At 37.9% G+C, this 21,839-nt stretch carries 21 protein-coding genes; 20 read left to right on the top strand and 1 reads right to left on the bottom strand.

Annotation, left to right across the window (positions count from 1 at the left end; translation table 11 throughout):
• Positions 1 to 115 precede the first annotated feature (115 nt).
• Positions 116 to 880, bottom strand: coding sequence for a DeoR/GlpR family DNA-binding transcription regulator (locus CVP05_RS11450; protein WP_100289698.1), 765 nt, complete (start codon positions 878 to 880; stop codon positions 116 to 118).
• Positions 881 to 1,075: 195 nt separating this feature from the next.
• On the opposite strand from CVP05_RS11450, the gene pdxA reads away from it, so the two are divergent.
• The 20 genes from pdxA (at position 1,076) to tkt (ending at position 21,837) form a co-directional block, all read left to right on the top strand.
• Positions 1,076 to 2,086, top strand: a complete 1,011-nt coding sequence (gene pdxA / locus CVP05_RS11445) for a 4-hydroxythreonine-4-phosphate dehydrogenase PdxA (RefSeq protein ID WP_100289697.1) — start codon at positions 1,076 to 1,078, stop codon at positions 2,084 to 2,086.
• Positions 2,087 to 2,103: 17 nt separating this feature from the next.
• Complete coding sequence (locus tag CVP05_RS11440) at positions 2,104 to 3,462, top strand: four-carbon acid sugar kinase family protein (RefSeq protein WP_100289696.1); 1,359 nt, start codon at positions 2,104 to 2,106, stop codon at positions 3,460 to 3,462.
• 89 nt (positions 3,463 to 3,551) lie between these two features.
• Complete coding sequence (locus tag CVP05_RS11435; protein WP_100289695.1) at positions 3,552 to 4,592, top strand: 2-keto-3-deoxygluconate permease; 1,041 nt, start codon at positions 3,552 to 3,554, stop codon at positions 4,590 to 4,592.
• Positions 4,593 to 4,873: 281 nt separating this feature from the next.
• Positions 4,874 to 5,887, top strand: a complete 1,014-nt coding sequence (locus CVP05_RS11430; protein WP_100289694.1) for a 4-hydroxythreonine-4-phosphate dehydrogenase PdxA — start codon at positions 4,874 to 4,876, stop codon at positions 5,885 to 5,887.
• Positions 5,888 to 5,905: 18 nt separating this feature from the next.
• Positions 5,906 to 6,910: a dihydroxyacetone kinase subunit DhaK gene (locus tag CVP05_RS11425; RefSeq protein ID WP_100289693.1), complete on the top strand. Its 1,005-nt coding sequence runs from the start codon at positions 5,906 to 5,908 to the stop codon at positions 6,908 to 6,910.
• A gap of 7 nt (positions 6,911 to 6,917) precedes the next feature.
• The gene (gene dhaL, locus CVP05_RS11420) at positions 6,918 to 7,544 is read left to right on the top strand and encodes a dihydroxyacetone kinase subunit DhaL (RefSeq protein ID WP_100289701.1); all 627 of its coding nucleotides are present in this window, start codon (positions 6,918 to 6,920) and stop codon (positions 7,542 to 7,544) included.
• Between the two features lie 182 nt (positions 7,545 to 7,726).
• The gene (locus CVP05_RS11415; protein WP_100289692.1) at positions 7,727 to 8,719 is read left to right on the top strand and encodes a TRAP transporter substrate-binding protein; all 993 of its coding nucleotides are present in this window, start codon (positions 7,727 to 7,729) and stop codon (positions 8,717 to 8,719) included.
• Positions 8,720 to 8,743: 24 nt separating this feature from the next.
• Positions 8,744 to 9,304 carry a TRAP transporter small permease gene (locus CVP05_RS11410; protein ID WP_100289691.1) on the top strand — a complete coding sequence of 187 codons (561 nt, stop codon included), beginning with the start codon at positions 8,744 to 8,746 and terminating at the stop codon, positions 9,302 to 9,304.
• On the top strand, positions 9,301 to 10,581 hold the full coding sequence (locus CVP05_RS11405) for a TRAP transporter large permease (RefSeq protein ID WP_100289690.1): 1,281 nt from the start codon (positions 9,301 to 9,303) through the stop codon (positions 10,579 to 10,581). Before CVP05_RS11410 ends, CVP05_RS11405 begins: the two co-directional genes overlap by 4 nt.
• Before the next feature lie 12 nt (positions 10,582 to 10,593).
• Positions 10,594 to 11,865 carry an MFS transporter gene (locus tag CVP05_RS11400; RefSeq protein WP_100289689.1) on the top strand — a complete coding sequence of 424 codons (1,272 nt, stop codon included), beginning with the start codon at positions 10,594 to 10,596 and terminating at the stop codon, positions 11,863 to 11,865.
• A gap of 10 nt (positions 11,866 to 11,875) precedes the next feature.
• Entirely contained in the window at positions 11,876 to 12,796 is a 921-nt protein-coding gene (locus CVP05_RS11395) for an amidohydrolase family protein (RefSeq protein ID WP_100289688.1), read from the top strand.
• 28 nt (positions 12,797 to 12,824) lie between these two features.
• On the top strand, positions 12,825 to 13,661 hold the full coding sequence (locus CVP05_RS11390; protein WP_100289687.1) for a sugar phosphate isomerase/epimerase family protein: 837 nt from the start codon (positions 12,825 to 12,827) through the stop codon (positions 13,659 to 13,661).
• An 18-nt stretch (positions 13,662 to 13,679) separates the two neighbouring features.
• Complete coding sequence (locus CVP05_RS11385) at positions 13,680 to 14,633, top strand: sugar-binding transcriptional regulator (protein ID WP_243389244.1); 954 nt, start codon at positions 13,680 to 13,682, stop codon at positions 14,631 to 14,633.
• Positions 14,634 to 14,647: 14 nt separating this feature from the next.
• Complete coding sequence (gene rpiB, locus CVP05_RS11380) at positions 14,648 to 15,100, top strand: ribose 5-phosphate isomerase B (protein ID WP_100289685.1); 453 nt, start codon at positions 14,648 to 14,650, stop codon at positions 15,098 to 15,100.
• A gap of 47 nt (positions 15,101 to 15,147) precedes the next feature.
• Positions 15,148 to 16,122: a TRAP transporter substrate-binding protein gene (locus CVP05_RS11375; RefSeq protein ID WP_100289684.1), complete on the top strand. Its 975-nt coding sequence runs from the start codon at positions 15,148 to 15,150 to the stop codon at positions 16,120 to 16,122.
• 31 nt (positions 16,123 to 16,153) lie between these two features.
• Complete coding sequence (locus tag CVP05_RS11370) at positions 16,154 to 16,630, top strand: TRAP transporter small permease (RefSeq protein ID WP_100289683.1); 477 nt, start codon at positions 16,154 to 16,156, stop codon at positions 16,628 to 16,630.
• Positions 16,630 to 17,922, top strand: a complete 1,293-nt coding sequence (locus CVP05_RS11365) for a TRAP transporter large permease (protein WP_100289682.1) — start codon at positions 16,630 to 16,632, stop codon at positions 17,920 to 17,922. The genes CVP05_RS11370 and CVP05_RS11365 overlap by 1 nt, the downstream gene beginning before the upstream one ends.
• Positions 17,923 to 17,932: 10 nt before the next feature.
• Complete coding sequence (locus CVP05_RS12850) at positions 17,933 to 18,877, top strand: cyclase family protein (protein WP_279324789.1); 945 nt, start codon at positions 17,933 to 17,935, stop codon at positions 18,875 to 18,877.
• Between the two features lie 60 nt (positions 18,878 to 18,937).
• The gene (tpiA, locus tag CVP05_RS11350) at positions 18,938 to 19,729 is read left to right on the top strand and encodes a triose-phosphate isomerase (protein ID WP_100289681.1); all 792 of its coding nucleotides are present in this window, start codon (positions 18,938 to 18,940) and stop codon (positions 19,727 to 19,729) included.
• A 101-nt stretch (positions 19,730 to 19,830) separates the two neighbouring features.
• Positions 19,831 to 21,837 carry a transketolase gene (tkt, locus tag CVP05_RS11345; RefSeq protein ID WP_100289680.1) on the top strand — a complete coding sequence of 669 codons (2,007 nt, stop codon included), beginning with the start codon at positions 19,831 to 19,833 and terminating at the stop codon, positions 21,835 to 21,837.
• Positions 21,838 to 21,839: the final 2 nt, after the last annotated feature.

The raw sequence follows: 21,839 nt of genomic DNA, 5'->3' as shown, positions 1-21,839 counted from the left end.
ATGCCGATGGTAGTGTGGGGTTTCCCCATGTGAGAGTAGGTCACCGCCAGGTTATTATTTAGGAGCCCTGACTTTGGTCGGGGCTTTTTTGTTTTTGTAGGATTGAGATTTTCATTTACACTGTCTCAATGAATGTTTTATTTTGTAGTTCCCTTTTATATTCAGGAAGTAGTTTTTTATCTGTAATAACTTTATAGATACTCGATATAGGTGTAGAAACGAGTAAATGGCTGTGGCTAAATTTGTTGCTACAGGCTAGAACAAATACTTTTTGAGTAATTTCAAAAATTAATTTTTTAATTTGCATTTGGCTATTGCCAATGGAAGTAATCCCCACTTCTGGATTGATGCCGTGAACACCAATAAATGCTTTATTCGCTTTAAACTTGGCTAGCATTTCTGTTGCGTAGTCTCCCATTGTCGAAGAAGGTGACCCACTCAATAACCCCCCAATCATAATGACTGTAACGGTATGGCAATGGCTTAATTCTGCTGCAGCAACGAGAGAAGTGGTGATGACAGTGATGTCTTTTTTATCATATTTTTTTATGATTGTAGCAAGGTAAAAACTATTTGAAGAATCATCAAGAATAATAGTATCTCTATCATCGATTTCTTTATAGGCTTTTTCAGCTATTCGTATTTTATCTTTATGACTTTTAAAAATATTGCCGGATTTCAGCATGACGCTAATGCTACTGGTTGGATTTTTTACTCCTCCGTGAGTTCTGAGTAGCATGCCTTTCTTTTCTAAATTAGTGACCGTACTTCTGACAGTAACTAAGGAGCAGCCGAGTGAGGAGCTTAATGTGACATTATCGATATAATCTTGCTTTTTTAGCATATCAATAATTTTTTGTTCTTTTTCATTGAAGTTCATACATATCCATATTTCTAGGTGAATAGTATAAATATTATATACAAATTTAGAGAAGTTCTTTTATTTCTTAATGGAAAATGATCATTATTTTGTGATCTTTCTCTCATAATCAGAAATTTAATGTAGACATTCAAAATAAAACTCATATTATTAATTTCGATTTATTTCAAACGAAGAAAAACGAAAGGTTATTTTATGAGAAAACAACCTATCATTGCTTTAACACTAGGTGATCCAGCAGGTATTGGGCCTGAAATTACAATTGACACAATGTTGTCAAAAGAAATTAATGAAATATGTAAACCCTTTGTTATCGGAAGCATTGCAATTCTTGAACGGGCAGCAAAGGTTCGAGGTGTTTCCCCAAAATTTAATCGCATTGAGGATCCTGCTGAGGCTCGATATGAGTTTGGTGTAATTGATGTGCTTGAAACCGATGAATATGATACAGACTCTATTCAATGGGGAGAGGTTCAGGCATTAGCTGGACAAATGGCTTATGACTGGATTATTAAATCTATAGAATTGGGCATGGCTAAAAAAATAGATGCCGTTTCTACTGCACCAATTCATAAAGGCGCAATCAAATTAATTGGTGTTCAAGAACCGGGACATACTGAAATCTATCAGAATAAAACCCATTCGCCTTATGGGTTAACAATGTTTAATTGTCATAAATTGCGGGTGTTTTTTGTTAGCCGCCATATGTCAGTGATTGATGCCTGCAAATATGCTACAAAAGAACGGGTGCTAGAAGACGTTAAAAATATTGATCGTGAATTACGTAATATTGGTATTGAAAATCCATTAATAGCAGTTGCAGCATTGAACCCACATGGCGGTGATAATGGATTATTTGGTCGAGAAGAGATAGATGAGTTAATTCCTGCTGTGGAGGCCGCGAAAGCTTTGGGTATTAATGTGACGGGCCCTGTACCAGCTGATTCAGTATTTCATATAGGAAAATCAGGTAAATATGACGCTATTTTGTCGCTATATCATGATCAAGGACATATAGCTTGTAAAACTTATGATTTTGAAAAATCGGTAACAATCACCTTTGGTTTACCATTTATGCGAGGCTCCGTTGATCATGGAACTGCATTTGATATAGCCGGTAAAAATTTAGCCAATGGGATCAGTATGATTGAATCAACTAAAGTATTAGCTGAGTACACATCAAAATATGTCAATAAGCAAGCGTAATTATCAGGAGGTATTCTATGCCTTTAATTGGAGTTGTTGCAGATGATTTAACGGGAGCGACCACAATGGGAGTGTTATTGGCTCGCTCAGGTTCAAAAACGACGGTGTGTTTTCATACTGAAGCTGCTCAAAAATTGGAATTAGAGAATAGTTCTGAATCTTTATTAATTAGTACGAGTAGCCGGCCACTATTAAAACATGAGGCTTATAGTCAAGTTGAAAAAGCGACTAAGGCGTTGAAAAGCATGGGAGTGCAATATTTTACTAAACGTATTGATACAACCATGCGTGGTGGGATTGGTGTAGAAATTGACGCGATGCTTGATCAGCTCTCCGAAAACACAATAGCGATAGTTGTTCCTGCGATGCCACAATCTAAGCGTATTTTAGTTGGAGGTTATTCCATGATAGATGGTGTGGCGTTAACGAATACCCCTGTAGCACAAGATGTTAGAACGCCAGTTAAGGAGGTTTATATTCCTAAATTGTTACAGAGTCAAACTCATCGTGCGGTCGGAACGGTTAGTTTAGGTGATGTAATGCTAGGCATTTATGATATTAAAGTTGCACTTCTAGAGCAAATTAAGCAAGGAAAACAAGTTATCGTGGTTGATGCCGTGACTCTGGAAGATGTATCTAATATTGCTCATGCCTGCTTATTATTGGAAAACAATATATTAGCAGTCGATCCAGGTCCTTTTACTGCAGCATTAGGCTTTCATAGAGGCATTATTCACAAGGAAGAATCAAATGTTCCTCGAGGGAATGATGATTGCGCCAAAAATAAAACAGCTCTAGTGATAGCTGGTAGTGCAACACCAATTACTAAATTACAAATGGATGTGTTATGTCGAGATGAACGTAACGAACATATATCTGTTGATCCATTACTATTAATTCAGGGGGGAGAAATTGCCGATAAGGAAGCGAAGCGTGTAGTTAATCGAGTAAAAGATTTTATGAGTCGTAAAATTCGACCTAGAGCGATTTTATTAGAAACTGCTTTACATGGCCCTTTATTAGATTTGAATGAACAGGATGAAAAACGTGGTTACATTCATGGGGAAAGTGCGGAGCGAATTAATGCTGGATTAGGCATGATTGTGGCAGATATTTTTGCTCAGATTGGATCCGAAAATATTGCAGGTATTTATGCAACAGGTGGAGACACGATGGTTAATGTGTGTAATCAACTGAATGTTGCAGCGATTGAAGTAATTGATTATGTGATTCCTCAAGCTGATGTTGGGCGTTTAGTGGGTAATTATGATGGAATGCCAATTATAGGAAAAGGTGGGTTAACAGGAGATGAAAACACGGCATGTAAAATAGTGGACAGGTTATTTTTAGAAGTTTGTCGTGAAGTTAACCATTAATAAAGAAAGGGTTAAGTAAGCATTTTTGATGAAAATATCACCCAAAATGATATTGCTTGTAACTAGGATTTTTATGTGGAGATAGATGTATGATGAAATTTAAACGCACAACAGATGGCCATATCGATCTCGGTTTAATGGATAAAATGATGAAAATTCCAGGTGGGTTAGTGATTATCCCCTTATTATTAGCCGTTGGAATTAAGACATTTTTCCCCTCTTTTTTTGAAATAGGCGGATTTACTTCAGGCTTGTTTAAAAATGGGCAGCCAGCACTTATGGGGCTTTTTCTTATTCTATGCGGAGCATCTATTAATGTAAGACAAGTTGGTATGCCACTATATAAAGGAGTCGTATTAACAAGCTCGAAGTTTTTTCTTGGTGTTGCAATTGGTTTGGCTGTTGGAACGTATTTTGGACCAGAAGGCATATGGGGCTTATCTCCAATCGTATTAATTGCAGCAATTACAAATTCTAATAGTTCATTATATATCTCTCTATCTTCTCAATTTGGTAATTCAACTGACACAGGTGCTATTTCAATTTTATCGTTAAATGATGGACCATTTTTTACACTAGTTGCTTTAGGTGCCAGCGGTCTAGCAAATGTTCCATTCATGGCTGTAGTGGCGACCTTAATTCCGCTATTAATCGGATTTATTTGGGGGAATCTGGACAGCACATTCCGCAAATTGTGCAGCAAAGCTCAACCAGTGATTATTTTTATTATGACTATTGCTATCGGTTCAAATACGAATATTGATACTATCTTAGTGGCAGGGGCTTCCGGTATTATCTTAGGGTTGTTATCTACCCTAACAGCAGCAGTGTTTTTCTATATATTTAATATTTTTTTACCGAAACGTGAACGTAACGCAATGGGAGCCGCAATCGGTACTACGGCATTAAATTCAGCTATGACACCAGCAGCAGTAGCCGATGCAGATCCTACATTTGCACCACATGTTCCGTTAGCAACAGCACAATGCGCAACCGCGTCTATTATCACTTTATTCTTATGCCCATTTATTGTCGCTTTTTTTGATAGACAAATGCGTAAAAACAAATTAGGCATTTATTCACCTGAAGGCTGGGCGGGTCAAAAGCTTGCTGCCGAACAGCGAAGTTAATCATATATTAGCTACTCAAATACCCTCATCATAACTAATAGGTGGTGAGGGTATTTTTTTACCCCTAAATAATTAACTCGTAGGTTGTAATTTTATGGAATTGAATTTTGATATAGATACATATAACTGTGATAGTGATCACAGAATAGAAAAAAATTATTAACAATTTTTTAAACCGTGATCTTGGTCACATTTTTTTCTTAGAAAAAATGCTTAAATCCACCAAACATAAGTTACACATGTTAACTTTTGATCACTTAAATGTTAATGAGGAATTTATCATGCAAAAACCAACAGTAGCTATGGTATTAGGCGATCCAGCAGGAATTGGCCCTGAATTAGTTGCAAAATTGTTAATTCAAGATGAACAAAGACAAAAAGCGAATATTTTACTTATCGCAGATAAAAGAGAATTAGATAAGGGAATGGAAATTGCTCAAATTCAGTTTGAGTATGATGAGGTCGATTTAAAAGATTTAGCTAACTATTCATTTAAGCCTGGTATCCCGGCGCTAATTGACCATAGATGTTCTCATCCCTTGCCGTTTGAGTATGGTAAAGCTACAGAACAAAGTGGCGTATATATTTTAGAAACGTTGAAAAAAGCTGTTGATTTAGCTCAAGAAGGGTATGTGCATTCTATCTGTTTTGCTCCACTAAATAAGCAAGCTATGCATAAAGGTGGATTGCAATATCGCGATGAATTACATTGGTTCGCAGATCAAACAAATTATCATGGTTTCGTTTGTGAATTAAATGTTGTTGATCATATTTGGGCTGGACGCGTGACATCGCATATTCCATTCAAAGATATTGTACCAAATCTTTCTATTGAGGCGGTTAAAGATGGGGTTTTATTGTTACATAAAGCGTTAATTCAAGCAGGTGTGCAAAATCCAAAAATTGCAGTGCAAGCATTAAATCCTCATGGTGGTGAGGGCGGTGTATTTGGTGATGAAGAAATTACGATTATTACACCAGGTATAGAAAAAGCACGGGAACAAGGGATTGATGTATATGGACCTTTCCCTGGCGATACCACAATGCGTGAAGTAGAACGTTTAAAAATTGATGGTGTGTTATCTATGTATCACGATCAGTTTTCAACGGCATTAAAAATTCTTGGTTTTGAGCGTGGCGTGACGGTTCAAGGGGGGATTCCTATTCCAATTACTACTGCAAATCATGGAACAGCATTTGATCTATATGGCAAGAATGTTGCGATTCCAACTGCGTTTGAAGCGGCTTTTGATATTGCGGTGCGCATGGGTACTGGAGTATTAAATAATCAATGATTATAAGAGGATAAATTGATGAGTAGAAAACCTAAGAAGTTATTGAATAACCCTAACGACGTGCCAGCCGAACAATTAGAAGGATTACTTTATGCAAGTGGTGGCAAATTAATTAAGGTCGATGGTTATAGTGGTGTATATCGCCATGATATTGCGAATGATCAAGTGGTAGTCGTGACTGGTGGTGGTAGTGGTCATGAACCGATGTTTGCTGGTTATGTTGGGCAAGGCTTAGCTGATGCGGCAGCGTTAGGTGAAATATTCGCTTCTCCTTCTCCTGATATTATTATTGAAACGACAAAGGCAATGCATAAAGGTAAAGGCGTGCTATTCGTTTACGGTAATTATGCTGGCGATAACATGAACTTTGATATTGCTGCAGAATTATTAGAAGAAGAGGGCATTCAAGTTAAAACTGTACGTGTTACAGATGATATTTCAGCCGCACCTCTGTCTAAAATGAGTGATCGTCGTGGTGTAGCTGGTGATATGTACGTGTTGAAAATTGCTGGGGCAGCAGTTGCTTCTGGCTATGATTTAGAACGTGTACATGAGGTGACAGCAAAAGCTAATTTCAATACCAGAACAATGGGTGTTGCACTTGGTGCATGCTCTATTCCACAAACAGGCAAATTCAATTTTGAGTTAGCGGAAGATGAACTTGAATTAGGTATGGGCATTCATGGTGAGCCAGGTGTGAGAAGACAGAAGTTAACATCGGCCGATGAAATTAATGGGGAGATTGTTGAGCGTTTATGTGAAGACATTGAGTTACAGTCAGGTGATCGAGTGTGTGTCACAGTGAATAACTTAGGTGCTTCAACATACACAGAGTTATTGATTGCCTATCGTAAAGTCCATCAAGAATTACAAGGAAGAGGGATTCAAATTCATGATGTTTTAATTGGTAATTATTGTACTTCACAGGAAATGGCAGGGTATTCCATTACCATTTTCCGTTTAGATGATGAATTACAAGGGCTATATGATATGCCTTGTGACAGCTTTGCTTGGAGAAAATAATATGAGTATGAATTTAGCAGAAACCAGAGCATTACTACTTTATACCGCTGAAAAAATGATAGAAAGTGAACCGCACTTAACAGAGTTGGATTTAAAAATTGGCGATGGTGATCATGGTTTAGGCATGCAGCGTGGCTTTACTGCAGTACGTGACTTATTGAAAACAGAAACATTTCAACCAAAAGATGTTGGAGAATTATTTTTAACTTCAGGTACGAAAATGATGTCCAGTATGGGAGGTGCATCTGGCGCTATTTTTGGTACTTTGTTTCGCGCTGGCGGAAAAGCAATCGCAGGTCAAGAGAGTTTTAATGCAGATGTATTGGCGGTATTTCTAGTTGCGGGTTCTAAAGCTGTTTTTGAAAGAGGCGGGGCGAAACCTGGAGATAAAACTATGATTGATGCCTTGGTTGCCGCAGAGAAACAAGCTGAATTAGTAAAAGCCCTACCTTTAAAAGAAGCTATTGTGAGCATTGCAAAGGCTGCTGAAGAAGGGGCTGAAAGCACTCGAAATCAAGTCGCAGTATTTGGACGCGCTAAAAGTTTAGGAGAGCGTTCTTTGGGATATGTTGATCCTGGTGCTGTGTCTATGTCATTGATTTTAAAATATATGTCTGAATATTTAAATCAATAGAATTGACTAAAATAAATAAGGCGTAATTTTGGGGTGCAGATCATTTTTACGCCTTTTAAAAATCGTTATTTATGCCAAACAATCATGTTGTCAATATTTTCTGAGTTATTTTTATATTAGATTCTGGCTAATAATAATTTAAATCATTATTTCATAAGTAATAACTTTAAGGAGATTTAATTATGAGCTCTGCGAGATTAAAAAAATTATTTATAGCATCAATACTTTCTTTAGGTTTTATGAGTTCTTCTTTACAAGCAAAAGAATTAATTGTGTCTACAACTGCAAGTTTAGGATCTTTGCAATATGACACTACTAAACATTTTGTTGATACAGCCAATGAAAAATTAGAAAAAGCTCAACTAGATTATCAACTCAAATTTTTTGGTTCTGGTCAATTAGGTTCTGATAAAGATACACAACAAAAATTAAAATTAGGCACTATTGATATTGCGTTGCTTTCTTCTACGTTAGCGACAAATATTCCACAGCTAGCGATTTTTGAATTACCATTTTTAATTACAAATCGACAACAATTAGCAAAAGTAGAAACAGAAGTATTCTATCCTTATATCGCGCCAGAAGCAGAGAAAAAAGGATATAAAATTATTAGCTTATGGGAAAACGGTTTCAGAAATATCACTAATAGCACACGTCCAATAAACAAACCAGAAGATCTCAAAGGTTTAAAAATTCGCACCCCAAATAGTTCTTGGCGTTTAAAAATGTTTAAAGCTTGGGGAGCAAATCCAACACCAATTCCATTCGGTGATGTCTTTATTGGCTTAAGAACAGGGGTTATTGATGGACAAGAGAACCCATTAACCAATATTTATGCGGCAAAATTACAAGAGGTGCAAAAATATCTTAGCATCACAAATCATGTCTATTCGCCTTCCTATTTAACTGTCGGCTTAAGATCTTATAAAAAACTTCCACAAGAAGTGAAAGATATTTTAGAACAATCAGCTAAAGAATCTCAAATTTGGGGATATCAACAAGCAGAAAAAGCTGAGCTTGAATTAGAGAAAAAGTTAGTTGAAAGTGGTATGCAATTAAATCATGCAGATATTCCTGCATTTATTGAAGCAAGTAAGCCAATTTATGATGAGTTTGTTTCCTCTGTTAAAGATGGAAAGATGTTATTAGAAAAAACTCAAGCAGCAATTAAATAGAAAAGACTGAATGGAGATCATCTTATGGATGTCTTATTTAATATAGTTAAAAAGCTTTTGACTATTATATCCGTTTTAATTTTATCCGCATTGACATTAATTATTATTGTTTCTATTTTTGCGCGTTTTATGGGTATGTCATTGTATTGGTATGATGAAATATCAGCGATATTACTCGCATGGTTAACATTTTATGGTGCCGCATTATGTGCGTTAAATCGCAGCCATATGGGTTTTGGTAATTTAGTCGCATCATTGCCTTTGCATTTAAAAAAGATCGTGTTTGTTTGTAATGAAGTTTTAGTCATTGGCTTCTTTGCTATCTTAGCATGGGCTGGTTTTTATATCCTTGCTATCTTTGGGGAAGAAACATTAACGAGTTTAGATTTTATTCCATTGGCCGTCAGTCAGTCAGCATTACCCATTGGCTGTGTCTTATTTATTATCGCAGAAATTCTGTCTATGCCTAAAGCGTTTAAAGCGGTTTTAGATGGAAAAACGCAAGATGATGAGGAGATTGAACAGGCTTTAAAAGATGTGAATGAAAATGCTGATATGCAAATGGCTAAGGAGAAACTACTATGATCGCTTTCTTAGTTTTAGTGGGATTAATTTTACTTGTCATGATTAATGTGCCAATTGCTGTCGCGATTGGGGTGGTTTCTCTACTTGGAATGTTAGCCACAGGAAGCTTTGATTCAGTTTACAATATGGCATTATCGGTGTTTGATGGTGCATCAAACTTCTCATTATTAGCGATTCCACTATTTATTTTAGCGGGTGCGTTAATGAATACGGGAGGCATTTCCGTTCGATTAATTAACTTCGTAAATGCATTAATTGGCTTTGTACGAGGTGGGTTAGCAATGGTAAATGTCGGCGTGTCTATGATATTTGCTGAAATTTCCGGCTCTTCGGTTGCTGATGTTGCAGCTCTTGGTTCTATCTTAATTCCAGCGATGAAGAAACGTAAATATACAGCGGCATTTTCTGCTGCGGTCACTTCATCGTCCGCCTCTTTAGCCGTTATTATTCCCCCATCTTTGCCAATGATTATTTATGGTGCAATGGCGGATGTGTCTATTTCAAAGCTCTTTATTGCAGGCCTTGCAGCGGGAGGAATAGCTTCTATAGGAATGTTTATTGTGTGTTATTACTACGCAGTCAAATATAACTTACCGAGAGAGGAAGCATTTAGTTTACGTAAATTATGCTCATCATTTAAAGAAGCATTTTGGGCATTAACATTACCAGCGATTATTTTAGGTGGCATTATTTCTGGGTTTACAACGCCAACAGAGGCAGCAGGGTTAGCGGTGTTACTTGCCTTGTTAATTGGATTCTTTATTTATAAAGAGTTAAGTTTTTCTGCGTTGTATAAAGCGTTAGTAGAGAGCGTAAACGGCACCTCTGTAGTGATGTTATTGGTTGCCACTTCTGCAGTGTTGGGTCTTTTTTTAACGGAACAAGAAGTCCCACAACAAATGGCATCCGCAATTTTAGGGGTATCTGATAACAAATATATCGTGCTAATGATGTTGAATGTGATGCTGTTTGTGATTGGTATGTTTTTACATGGCGCTGCAGCTATTATTTTGGTTGTGCCGATTGTGATGCCACTTATTACTCAGTTAGGTATCGATCCAATTCACTTTGGTATTATCTTAACGTTAAATATTGCGATTGGGCAGCAAACCCCTCCAGTTGCGAGTGTATTAATTACAGCTTCATCAATTGCTAAAAAAGATATCTGGAGTGTTACAAAAGATAATGTCTGGTTTATTTTCGTCTTATTTATCACGCTAATGGCAGTGACTTATATACCTGCACTTACAGTTGGCATGGTGGATTTACTGTATTAATGGAGGAATAAGATGATGAAAACTAAAGCTTCAAATGTACGTTGGGTAGTATTCTGTATCATTTTCTTGTTGGTAGTGGTGAATTTAATTGATCGAATTTCCCTTTCGATTGCGATGCCGACTATTGCTGCAGAATTTGATTTATCTCCTACTATGCAAGGAATTATTCTCAGTAGTTTTTTCTGGGCTTATGCCTTATTGCAAATTCCAGGTGGCTGGCTAATTGATAAATTTGGTCCACGAAAAATTGTAACGGGTTCAACGGTATTATGGGGATTATTTCAAACGTTAGCCGCATTTTCTACCGGAGGGATTTCCTTACTGTTATCTCGTTTTATGCTAGGCGCCGGTGAAGCGCCGCTATTCCCGGCTGGTGGTAAACTCAATGCAACCTGGCTTTCTTCGAAAGAGCGTGGTCGTGGCGCAGTGATTATGGACTGTGGCGGCCCATTGGGCGCTGCGCTTGGTGGTATCATTATCGCTTATATGATTGCCGAAATTGGTTCTTGGCGAATTGTGTTTGCCATTATTGGTATTATCACGATGTTATTAGGCGTTGTGACTTGGAAATATTTACGTGATATTCCCCAAGAACATGCTTCCGTTAATGCAGCTGAGCTTAACCTGATTACCGAAGGTAGATCTGAAGAGCCAAAAAGTGCGGTCAATTCTGAGCAAGTTTCTCGTGGAATTGGTATCTCAAAAATCTCATTAACGGCTATTTTATTTGGTCGGGCAGCTTGGGCGATGATGTTTTTCGGCTTGCTCACTTGGGGGCCAAGTTATCTCGCGCAAGCACGTGGTTTTGATATTAAAGGTGTAGGTAGTGCGACATTCATTATTTTTCTCTGTGGTGCTTTGGGCTCCCTTTGTGGCGGTTTCTTTTCCGATTTTCTTGTAAAACGTGGTCTCGCGCAGCGTATCGCCATTAAGAGTGTATTAACTATTTCAGGATTGAGTACATTAGCTGCATTTTATTTATTACCAACAATGAATGATGCCATAGTCGCGATTTCAATTTTATCAATTGCTGCCTTTTTCTTAATGTGGGGAAGTTTATATTGGAGTTTCCCTGCATTACTTGCTCCTAAAGAGAAAGTTGGGATTGTGGGCGGCATTATGAATATGGCAGGTAGTATTGGTGGCATTGTTGTGCCGATCTTAGTTGGGTTTATTTTACAACAAACTAATGACTACAATAACGTACTATTCTTTTTTGCCGGTTGTTCGATTGTTTATATTCTTGGTACGTTAAGTATTCAGTTAAGCAAACAAAACAGATAGGAGACGCATTATGGAAGCTAAATTATATGATGGACCTATGATTGATGCGCATCAACATTTTTGGCAGCCGCAAATTAATCCGCACCCTTGGTTGGCTCCAGATGTTTTAATTCCTTTTAGATACGGTGATTATTCTGCTATTAAACGGGAATACTTGCCACCGGATTATTTAAAAGATGCCACACCAAAACATAATGTCGTTGCAACGGTTTATGTGGATGCTGAATGGGATCCTAAAGATCCAATGGGGGAAACCAAATACATTCATACGGTGGCAGAAAAATATGGCATGCCGAATGCTGTTGTTGCGCAGGCTTGGTTACACGCCGATGATGTAGAGGCTGTGTTAAAGGCGCAATCACAGTATCCTTTAGTCAGAAGTGTACGACATAAACCAGCCGGTGCATTATCTCCTGCAGAGGCGCAGTCTGGCATTAGAACCTTAATGAGTGATGAAAAATGGCGCCAGGGTTATGCGCTTTTGGCCAAATTTGGGCTGAATTTTGATTTGCAAACGCCTTGGTGGAACTTGCATGAAGCAAAACGACTGGCATTAGATTTTCCTGATACATTGATTATCTTAAACCATACGGGACTTCCTTATGATCGTTCTGCTGAAGGATTGAAAGAATGGCATAAGGCAATGTCATTATTGTCCGATATTCCTAATATTGTGGTTAAAATTTCTGGTATTGGTTTGCCGGATAAAAAATGGGATATCAATGACAATCGCTGGATTGTGCAAGAGACTGTTCAAATTTTTGGTACAGATCGAGCGATGTTTGCGAGTAATTTCCCTGTGGATAGTTTATGCGGTGATTTAGAAACCATTTTTACCGGTTTTAAAGAGGCGGTAAAAGATTATAGCCCTGAAGATCAACATAAATTATTTTTTGCTAATGCCAAAAAATATTACAAAATGAAGATATAACGTTTATCAATAAATAATGGGGAAGAAAATGAGCAATAACCTTAAGTTAGCAGTAAATACTTCTATCTATGATGGATATGATTTGGATACCACACTTGCATCAATCAAAAAATGTGGTTTTGATTATTTTGAATTGGCCTATAACCAAGGCTATGTTGGCAATCTAAATCAAGATCTATTCAGTGTTGAAAATGCGAATTTAGTGAATCAATTGAAAGAAAAATATGCATTATCCACATTGGCTTTAGGTTGCACGATGGATTTATCTACGGAAGGATTAGCCGACATTTTCTTACCTCGTTTACGTTTTGCTCAACTCATTGGGGCAAAATATATTAATGTCTGTACCACTAAACTCGAAAATAAAACAAAGTTAATTGAAAACTTAAAATCACTGAGATCTACTTTAGAAGAAACCGGTTGTATCTTATGTTTGGAAAATGCAGGGGATTATAACTTTAATGCTTTTGTTACCTTAGAAGATGGTGTTGAATTGCTTAATGAGGTGGGTACGGATTGCTACGCCATGAATTTCGATCCGGGCAATATGGTTACTTACGATAAACAACTTGATGTCGTTCAACAATCTTTAGCATCGTTAGAATATTGCCAGCATTTTCATATTAAAGATGTCAGCATTCTCGAGAATCAATTCCGCTTTGTTCCGCTTGGTGAAGGAATGATTGATTATACGCAGGTCATTTCTGCATTAAAACAAAAAGCCATTCCTTGTAGCTTTGAAATTCCTTTAAGAATTTATCGTGAATTAGATTCTACACCTAAACGGTTTGAACAAGCGGTTGATTTATCTGTGATTGAAGCAACATTGATTCAATCCAAAGGATATATTGATAGTTTGATTTAGGTTTGTGAGGTAATGAACGTGGATTTAAAAGAAGAAAGTTTATTGACTGAAATTGCCATTGCTTATTATGAGCATGAATTAACTCAAGAAGAAATTGCACAGAAATTTAATATTTCCAGAATTAAAGTCGGGCGTTTATTAAGAAAAGCAAGGCAAGAAGGTGTTGTTGAAATTAATGTTCGCTATCATCCGGTTTTTACTTCGCAATTAGAAAAAAGATTAATCGATGAATTTGGGATTCAGCGGGCATTAATTGCGATTGATGAACATAATGAAAATGATCAGCGAAAACAAGTGGCTGCTTTGGTAAGCAGTTATTTATCCAATACCTTAAAAGATGGCATGACAGTTGCGATTGGGCAAGGGCGTAACGTTGCTGCGGTAGGGGAACATGTTGGTATTTTCCCAGATAAGCAATGCAAGTTTATTTGTGGGATTGGCGGAGTACAGCGTAATGGTGAGCCAGTTGATGCCGATCATACTTGCCGTAATTTAGCGCGTAAGTTTAATGGTATCAATGAAACACTTTATGCGCCGGCGTATTTAGAGGATAAATCATTCCGTGATGTATTTATGCAAAACGGTGTAATTAAAGAAACCCTTGATCGCGCTCGAAAAGCGGATATTGCGTTGGTGGGTATTGGTGATATGAATGAAAACAGTTACATGGTGCAGTTAGGGTGGTTTACGCCCCAGGAAGTGACAGAAGCCAAAATTCATCAAGGCGCAATCGGTGATATTGCTGGTTATGGCTTTTTTAACTTACAGGGTGAACCTATTGATACCGTCATGAATAATCGTGTGATTGGTTTGAGTTTGGAAGATCTGCGTGCTATTCCCTGTGTTATCGGCATTGCTTCTGAAAGCACAAAAGCGATGGCAATTTTAGGTGCGTTGAGAACAGGCATTATCAATATTATTGCAACGAGTGCAAGTAACGTGAATACCATTTTGAATTTATCGAAAGTATAGCTAAGGAGAAAAAAATGAAAATTGCAATTGGATGTGATGAAGCAGCTTATAACTTAAAAGTGGAGCTGATGAAATATTTGGATACATTAGGTATTGAGTATGATGACTTTGGTGCCGGTGCTGGCGATGTTGTGCTATATCCTGATGTGGCGGAGGCTGTCGCATTGGCTGTGGCAGATGGAAAATATGATCGTGCAATTCTAACTTGTGGAACGGGTATCGGCATGTCGATTACGGCAAATAAAGTACCAGGCGTGCGCGCAGCAGTTTGTCATGATGTTTTTTCAGCAGAGCGAGCAAGAAAAAGTAATGATGCGCAGGTAATTTGTTTTGGTGAGCGAGTTATCGGCGTGGAATTGGCCAAATCCTTATTAAAAGTATGGTTAGAGTGTGATTTTGCTGGCGGAGGTTCTGCCCCGAAAGTCGCTAAAATTAATGAAATTGATAAGAAATATCATAGCCGTTAATGTTTTGAACATTCTTTATGATTGACAGTAAATACAAAGGTGTAATTATGAAAAAGCGTAATATTCTTTCAGCAACAGCATTATTAATGTTTTCAGCATCGGTTTTCGCTGCAGGTGAACATACACTAGCATTAAGCCACTATGGTTCACCAAATGATACCATAACAAAAGCAACGGAATTCATGGCGAAACGTGCTCATGAGTTATCTAACGGGCGTATTACCATTAAATTACACCCAAATAGTGAATTAGGTCCTTCTGGAACACAAATTGACGGAACTCGAATGGGAACCATTGATATTGTTGTTGTGGGAAACCCGTATTACACCACGTTTAATGAAGAGCTAAATTTACTTGACCTGCCTTTTTTATTTAGAGACGAAGCCCATGTAGAAAAAGTATTGAATAGTGAAGTGGGTGATAATTTATTGAAATCACTTGAAAAATCAGGTCTAAAAGGATTGGCGTTTTATGAAATTGGCTTCCGAGATATTACTAATAGCAAAAAGCCGATTAAAAATGCCTCTGACTTAGCGGGATTAAAATTACGCACCACCCCGAATCCTGCACATATCGCTGCTTTTAAAGAATGGGGCGCGAATCCAACACCAATGCCGTTTAATGAAGTGTATTTCTCATTAAAAACCGGTGTGATTGATGGACAAGAAAATCCCGTTCACCACATCTATAACAACAATCTGCAGGAAGTGCAAAAATATCTTTCTTTAACTCATCATGCTTATACGGCTGCGCCAATGGCGATGAATTTGGATCGTTTCAATTATTTGGACAAAGAAGATCAGGAAATTTTATTACAGGCTGCGAGAGAGGGCGCTGAATTAGAGAAAAAACTGAATCTTGAGGAAAATAAAATTTATCTTGAAAAGCTTAAAGAACAAGGTATGGAAGTGGAAGCTTCACCAGATATTGCTTCTTTCCAAGATGGAGCGAAAAAAGCTTGGAATGATTATGCCAAGAAATTTGGTAATGAGTTAATTAATCAAGTGACAGAAACAAAATAATATATTTTAAACCTAGAAAGGGGCTGCTTTTATGATTGAAAAGTATGAGAATTTTATAAATAAGACGTTTCTATCATTAGGAAGCCTCTTTTTTCTCATTATTGTATTGATGACGTTTGTGCAAGTCATTACGCGTTATGTGATCAATGTATCGTTTCCTTGGGCCGAAGAGTTCTTACGGTTTTGTTATACCTATATGATCTTATTCGGTATTTTGACGACAACACAAATTCAAGTGCCATTATTACGCATTATGATTTTTGAGCGGTTTAAATACGGCTGGTTGCTCTCTTCATTGCTTTATATTGTGATGTTGTTCTGTCTATTTTTATTAGTAAAAGGTGGACTGAAATTATATGAGATGAATATCAACAGCTATTATTCTGCGTTTAAAATTTCTATTTCTTGGGTGTATGTGCCGTTTATTGTGTGCTTATCCTTAGAAATGGTTCGTATCGTCATTGCATTTATATCATTGGCAAAAACTAAAGTGGTAGGAGAATTATAATGTCATTTATTGTGTTGCTTGGAGTGATGTTTGTACTAACTGTATTAGGACTACCGCTCTTTTATAGTATTATTTTTGCCTCTATTGTTACATTATTTTGGTTTTTGCCATATGTGCCTGTCACAATTGTGGCACAACAGGTTATGCAAGGGCTTGATACCAATGCATTACAAGCGCTCGCCTTTTTCTTTCTAGCCGGAGAATTAATGAGTGTCGGGGGAATTACCAGTCGTATTATTCGCTTTGTCACATCAATTATTGGGCGCTGGAAAGGTTCTTTGGCCTATATCAATATTTTCTCCAGTTTATTTTTCGGTTCTATCAGTGGTTCTGCAGTTGCATCAACAGCTGCAATCGGTAGTTCACTTATTCCTGCTATGAAGAAAAGCGGATATCCTGCGCCTTTTGCAGCGGCACTTACTCAATCCGCTTCAATTATTGGGCCGATTATTCCGCCAAGTGTTCCAATGATTGTATTTGCTGCGTTAGCTGGGGCTGGCGTTTCTGTTGGAAAAATGTTTATGTCGGGAATTATTCCGGGATTAATGATCGCCTTAACACTTATTCTCGTCACATTCGTGCTAAGTAAAATTTATAAGTATGGTAATCAAGCGACAGAATTTAAATGGAGTGAAGTCAAGGACAGTGCTAAAGATGCTATCTGGGCATTACTTTGTCCAATTATTATTCTCTACGGTATTATCTCAGGTATTTTTACTGCGACAGAAGCAGGAGCAGTATCAGTCGTTTATGCGTATTTGGTTGGCACATTCGTTTATAAAGAACTGAGTTTTGAACGATTGAAAAAAGCGCTTATTTCTTCATTGAAAGGAACAATTACGGTGATGTTAATTGTGGGTGCTTCGTCTATTTTTGCTTGGATGATCGCTAGACTTCAAATCAGTCATCAAGTGGCAAGTTGGGTTGCCTCTGTATGTGATAGCCCTCTTGAAGCGTTATTACTGATTAATTTGATTGTATTGTTTATCGGTATGGTAATGGATCCGACAGCAGCGTTGACTATTCTTGTGCCAGTATTTATGCCGATTGTGAACCAATTTGGGATCGATCCTATTCACTTTGGTTTGGTGGTTATTTTAAATCTTATGATCGGTTTAGTCACACCGCCAGTGGGATATTTGATCTTCCTTTCAGCAAATATCGCAGAATGCGAACCGATAAAAGTGTTAAAAGAAAGTATTCCTTATTTACTTTCCTTACTTGGGTTACTGATTTTGCTCATCATGGTACCTGAATTCAGTACATTTTTACCAAATTTATTATTTCAGTAAGGGATAAACTATGAATAAATGGATTGATTTATCAATGCCGATTTCAACCAATCATGTCCGTTGGCAAAGTGCGGTAGAAAAAAAAGGAAATTTTGAACAAGGTGATCTATTTGAGGCTACGCAATTACAAGTCTCCTGTCATGCTTTCACTCATATGGATGCATTAAGTCATATTCAAAAAGGCGCGTATAATATATTAGATATCGCCCCTGAAGTTTTTATCGGTGAGTTTCATGTTTTAGATCTCGCTGACATGATTACCGATAATTTTGCCATCACCGCTGAAGTCCTAGCTGGCATTTGGCCAGCTACGCAAAAGTACCGAAAATTTATCTTTAAAACTTGTTGGGATAGCCATTACAGCTATAACTCAAAAGCGTTTTGGGGAAATTCACCGTATATTACTGATGATGGCGCTGCCTATTTAGCCACAAAAGATATTGAAATTATCGCGTTCGATTTTCCGCAAGATTATCCAATTCGCGGTTGGCTGACCGGTACAATGGAAAAGCCGTTAAGTAAGCATGTGACACATCATCATTTATTGATGAAGGGAGTCACATTAGTGGAATATATTTGCAATACCGATAAAATTATCAGTTCGGAAATTGATGCATTGATGATCCCGATTGCCATTGAAAATACTGACGGGGCGCCTTGTCGAGTGCTTATTAAAAACAAGCCAGATCATGCTGATGGAATGGATTATGCGCTGATTGCGAAAACCTTGATTGAGCATTTAGGGGGCAAAGAAAATATTACCGCACTTACCCATTGTGCCACAAGAATACGCGTTGTACCTAATGATGAAGAAAAGATTAATAAAGCACAGATTGAGAAAATCGCGAGTGTCAAAGGGTTATTTTCTATGACTAGACAATACCAAATTATTTTTGGTGTTGGGGTCGTCAATAAAGTGTATAACGCGTTGCTAGCACAATTAAATGAAAATTAGAGCGAAACGATGAAATAGGTGGGGAAATCGCCCACCTTTTGTTATTTAAGGATATCAGTTATGAAAGCAAAAAAAATTTATTTTGGCACGAATTTAAAAATGTATAAAGGTAATGCTGATGTTGTGAATTACCTGTCAGATCTTAGCTGTTTAGTGAATACATTTCCCGCAGAAAACTCCCTTGAGTTTTTCGTTATTCCCTCGTACACCACATTAAAAGATGCCATCGAGACCGTTAAATCTCATGGGGGAAATCATGGAATTTGCATTGGCGCACAGAATATGAATCCAAATGATAATGGGCAATTTACCGGTGAAATTTCTCCAATAATGTTAAAAGAACTCGGGGTCGAGTTGGTCATGATCGGGCATTCTGAACGTCGTCATATCATGAAAGAGACTGATCAGGAAGAAAATGAAAAAGTACTTTCAGCATTAAAACACCAGTTTAAAACCTTATTATGCGTGGGTGAAACCCTTGAGCAGAAAAATTATAATATTTCAGATGAAGTTCTCCGTACACAATTAAAAATCGGTTTGCACGGGGTAACAGCAGAGCAACTGCCATTATTGCGTATTGCCTATGAGCCTGTTTGGGCAATTGGCACTGCCGGTATTCCGGCATCGCCTGAATATGCCAATGAAAAACACGCGGTGATTAAACAATGTTTATTGGAATTATTTGGAGAAGAAAGTAAAAAAATTCCAGTATTGTATGGCGGTAGTGTGAACCCTCAAAATGCGAATTTATTGATTGTACAATCACATATTGACGGGCTATTTGTTGGACGTAGTGCGTGGGAGGCTAATGCATTTTATCATCTCATAAAAGATGCGTTATCACATGCTTAAAGTATTTTATTTAAAAATACACAAATAAATGGCTACTTTTTAGATTAAGTAGTGTAGAATCTAGCAAGATCATTTAAAGAAAACTAAAACTAGGAGCAAATATGACAAATCGTCGAGAGTTAGCCAATGCTATCCGTTTTTTAAGTATGGATGCAGTGCAAAAAGCCAAATCAGGACATCCTGGTGCACCGATGGGCATGGCAGATATTGCGGAAGTATTATGGCGTGATTTCTTAAAACACAACCCGACCAACCCAACTTGGGCAGATCGTGACCGTTTCGTATTGTCTAACGGGCATGGTTCAATGCTGATTTATAGTCTACTTCACCTTTCTGGTTATGATCTTTCTATTGAAGACTTAAAACAATTCCGTCAATTACATTCTAAAACACCCGGACACCCTGAATATGGTTATGCACCGGGCGTAGAGACTACGACAGGTCCATTAGGTCAAGGTATTACCAATGCTGTGGGTATGGCGATTGCGGAAAAAACCTTAGCCGGTCAATTTAACCGTCCGGGTCATGACATTGTGGATCACTATACTTATGTGTTCTTGGGTGATGGTTGCTTAATGGAAGGGATTTCTCACGAAGCTTGTTCATTAGCTGGAACGCTAGGTTTAGGCAAATTAATTGCGTTTTACGACGATAATAACATTTCTATTGATGGTCATGTTGAAGGCTGGTTTACTGACGATACGCAAAAACGCTTTGAATCTTATGGTTGGCAAGTGATTCCGGCAATTGACGGACATGACAGCGAAGCCATTGCTAATGCAGTTAAACAGGCGCAAGCTGAAACCAATAAACCGACTTTAATTATTTGTAAAACCATTATCGGTTATGGTTCTCCGAATAAATCAAACTCTCATGACTGTCATGGTGCGCCATTAGGTGATGAAGAAATTGCATTAACTCGTAAAGCGTTAAACTGGGATTATGCACCTTTTGAAATTCCTGAAAATATTTATGCTGAATGGGATGCTAAAACCAAAGGCCAAGCGGCTGAAAAATCATGGGAAGAAAAATTTGCGGCTTATGCTAAAGCACACCCTGAATTAGCGGCAGAGTTTAAACGTCGTGTAGCAGGCGACTTGCCGGTAAATTGGGCGCAAGAAAGCCAAGCCTTTATTGAAAAATTACAAGCAAATCCAGCAAGCATTGCAAGCCGTAAAGCCTCACAAAATGCCATTGAAGCTTATGCCCATTTATTACCTGAGTTTTTAGGTGGCTCTGCGGATTTAGCAAGTTCTAACTTAACCTTATGGTCAGGCTCTAAACCGATTCGCGCAACTGAAAATGTAGATGGTAACTATATTAACTATGGCGTACGTGAATTTGGTATGAGCGCGATTATGAACGGTATCGCATTACATGGTGGATTTATCCCTTATGGTGCAACTTTCTTAATGTTCATGGAATATGCACACAATGCCGTTCGTATGGCTGCTTTAATGAAACAGCGCGCTTTATTTGTGTATACTCACGATTCAATTGGCTTAGGTGAAGATGGCCCAACCCATCAACCAGTTGAGCAAACCGCAGCACTTCGCTTAATTCCGAATTTGGAAACTTGGCGCCCAGCGGATCAAGTGGAATCTGCAGTTGCATGGAAAGCCGCAGTAGAGCGTAAAGATGGTCCGAGTGCATTAATTTTCACTCGTCAAAACTTAGCGCAACAAGACCGCACTTCTGAGCAGTTGGCGAATATTGCACGCGGGGGTTATATCTTACGTGAATGCTGTGAAAAAGGCGATTGCCCAGATCTCATCTTAATTGCGACAGGTTCTGAAGTAGAATTAGCCATGAAAGCTGCTGATGTGTTAGCCGCAGAAGGCAAAAAAGTACGTGTCGTATCAATGCCAAGCACCAATGTGTTCGACAAACAAGATGCGGCATACCGCGAAAAAGTGTTGCCAAGCAATGTGACCAAACGTGTTGCCATTGAAGCGCAAATCTCTGATTTCTGGTATAAATATGTTGGTTTAAATGGCCGTGTTGTTGGCATGAACAGCTTTGGTGAATCCGCACCTGCAGATTTATTATTCAAAGAGTTCGGCTTCACTGTGGAAAACGTAGTGGCAAAAGCGAAAGAAATTTTGTAATT

Source organism: Conservatibacter flavescens (assembly GCF_002795425.1).
Taxonomy (GTDB): domain Bacteria; phylum Pseudomonadota; class Gammaproteobacteria; order Enterobacterales; family Pasteurellaceae; genus Conservatibacter; species Conservatibacter flavescens.
Note: the sequence above shows the minus strand (reverse complement) of the source record. Positions and strands in the feature narration are given on the sequence as shown.

Coding starts and splice junctions, on each gene's coding strand:
- CVP05_RS11450 (WP_100289698.1), bottom strand. CDS start 880: ATGAACTTCAATGAAAAAGAACAAAAAATTATTGATATGCTAAAAAAG.
- pdxA (WP_100289697.1), top strand. CDS start 1,076: ATGAGAAAACAACCTATCATTGCTTTAACACTAGGTGATCCAGCAGGT.
- CVP05_RS11440 (WP_100289696.1), top strand. CDS start 2,104: ATGCCTTTAATTGGAGTTGTTGCAGATGATTTAACGGGAGCGACCACA.
- CVP05_RS11435 (WP_100289695.1), top strand. CDS start 3,552: ATGATGAAATTTAAACGCACAACAGATGGCCATATCGATCTCGGTTTA.
- CVP05_RS11430 (WP_100289694.1), top strand. CDS start 4,874: ATGCAAAAACCAACAGTAGCTATGGTATTAGGCGATCCAGCAGGAATT.
- CVP05_RS11425 (WP_100289693.1), top strand. CDS start 5,906: ATGAGTAGAAAACCTAAGAAGTTATTGAATAACCCTAACGACGTGCCA.
- dhaL (WP_100289701.1), top strand. CDS start 6,918: ATGAATTTAGCAGAAACCAGAGCATTACTACTTTATACCGCTGAAAAA.
- CVP05_RS11415 (WP_100289692.1), top strand. CDS start 7,727: ATGAGCTCTGCGAGATTAAAAAAATTATTTATAGCATCAATACTTTCT.
- CVP05_RS11410 (WP_100289691.1), top strand. CDS start 8,744: ATGGATGTCTTATTTAATATAGTTAAAAAGCTTTTGACTATTATATCC.
- CVP05_RS11405 (WP_100289690.1), top strand. CDS start 9,301: ATGATCGCTTTCTTAGTTTTAGTGGGATTAATTTTACTTGTCATGATT.
- CVP05_RS11400 (WP_100289689.1), top strand. CDS start 10,594: ATGATGAAAACTAAAGCTTCAAATGTACGTTGGGTAGTATTCTGTATC.
- CVP05_RS11395 (WP_100289688.1), top strand. CDS start 11,876: ATGGAAGCTAAATTATATGATGGACCTATGATTGATGCGCATCAACAT.
- CVP05_RS11390 (WP_100289687.1), top strand. CDS start 12,825: ATGAGCAATAACCTTAAGTTAGCAGTAAATACTTCTATCTATGATGGA.
- rpiB (WP_100289685.1), top strand. CDS start 14,648: ATGAAAATTGCAATTGGATGTGATGAAGCAGCTTATAACTTAAAAGTG.
- CVP05_RS11375 (WP_100289684.1), top strand. CDS start 15,148: ATGAAAAAGCGTAATATTCTTTCAGCAACAGCATTATTAATGTTTTCA.
- CVP05_RS11370 (WP_100289683.1), top strand. CDS start 16,154: ATGATTGAAAAGTATGAGAATTTTATAAATAAGACGTTTCTATCATTA.
- CVP05_RS11365 (WP_100289682.1), top strand. CDS start 16,630: ATGTCATTTATTGTGTTGCTTGGAGTGATGTTTGTACTAACTGTATTA.
- CVP05_RS12850 (WP_279324789.1), top strand. CDS start 17,933: ATGAATAAATGGATTGATTTATCAATGCCGATTTCAACCAATCATGTC.
- tpiA (WP_100289681.1), top strand. CDS start 18,938: ATGAAAGCAAAAAAAATTTATTTTGGCACGAATTTAAAAATGTATAAA.
- tkt (WP_100289680.1), top strand. CDS start 19,831: ATGACAAATCGTCGAGAGTTAGCCAATGCTATCCGTTTTTTAAGTATG.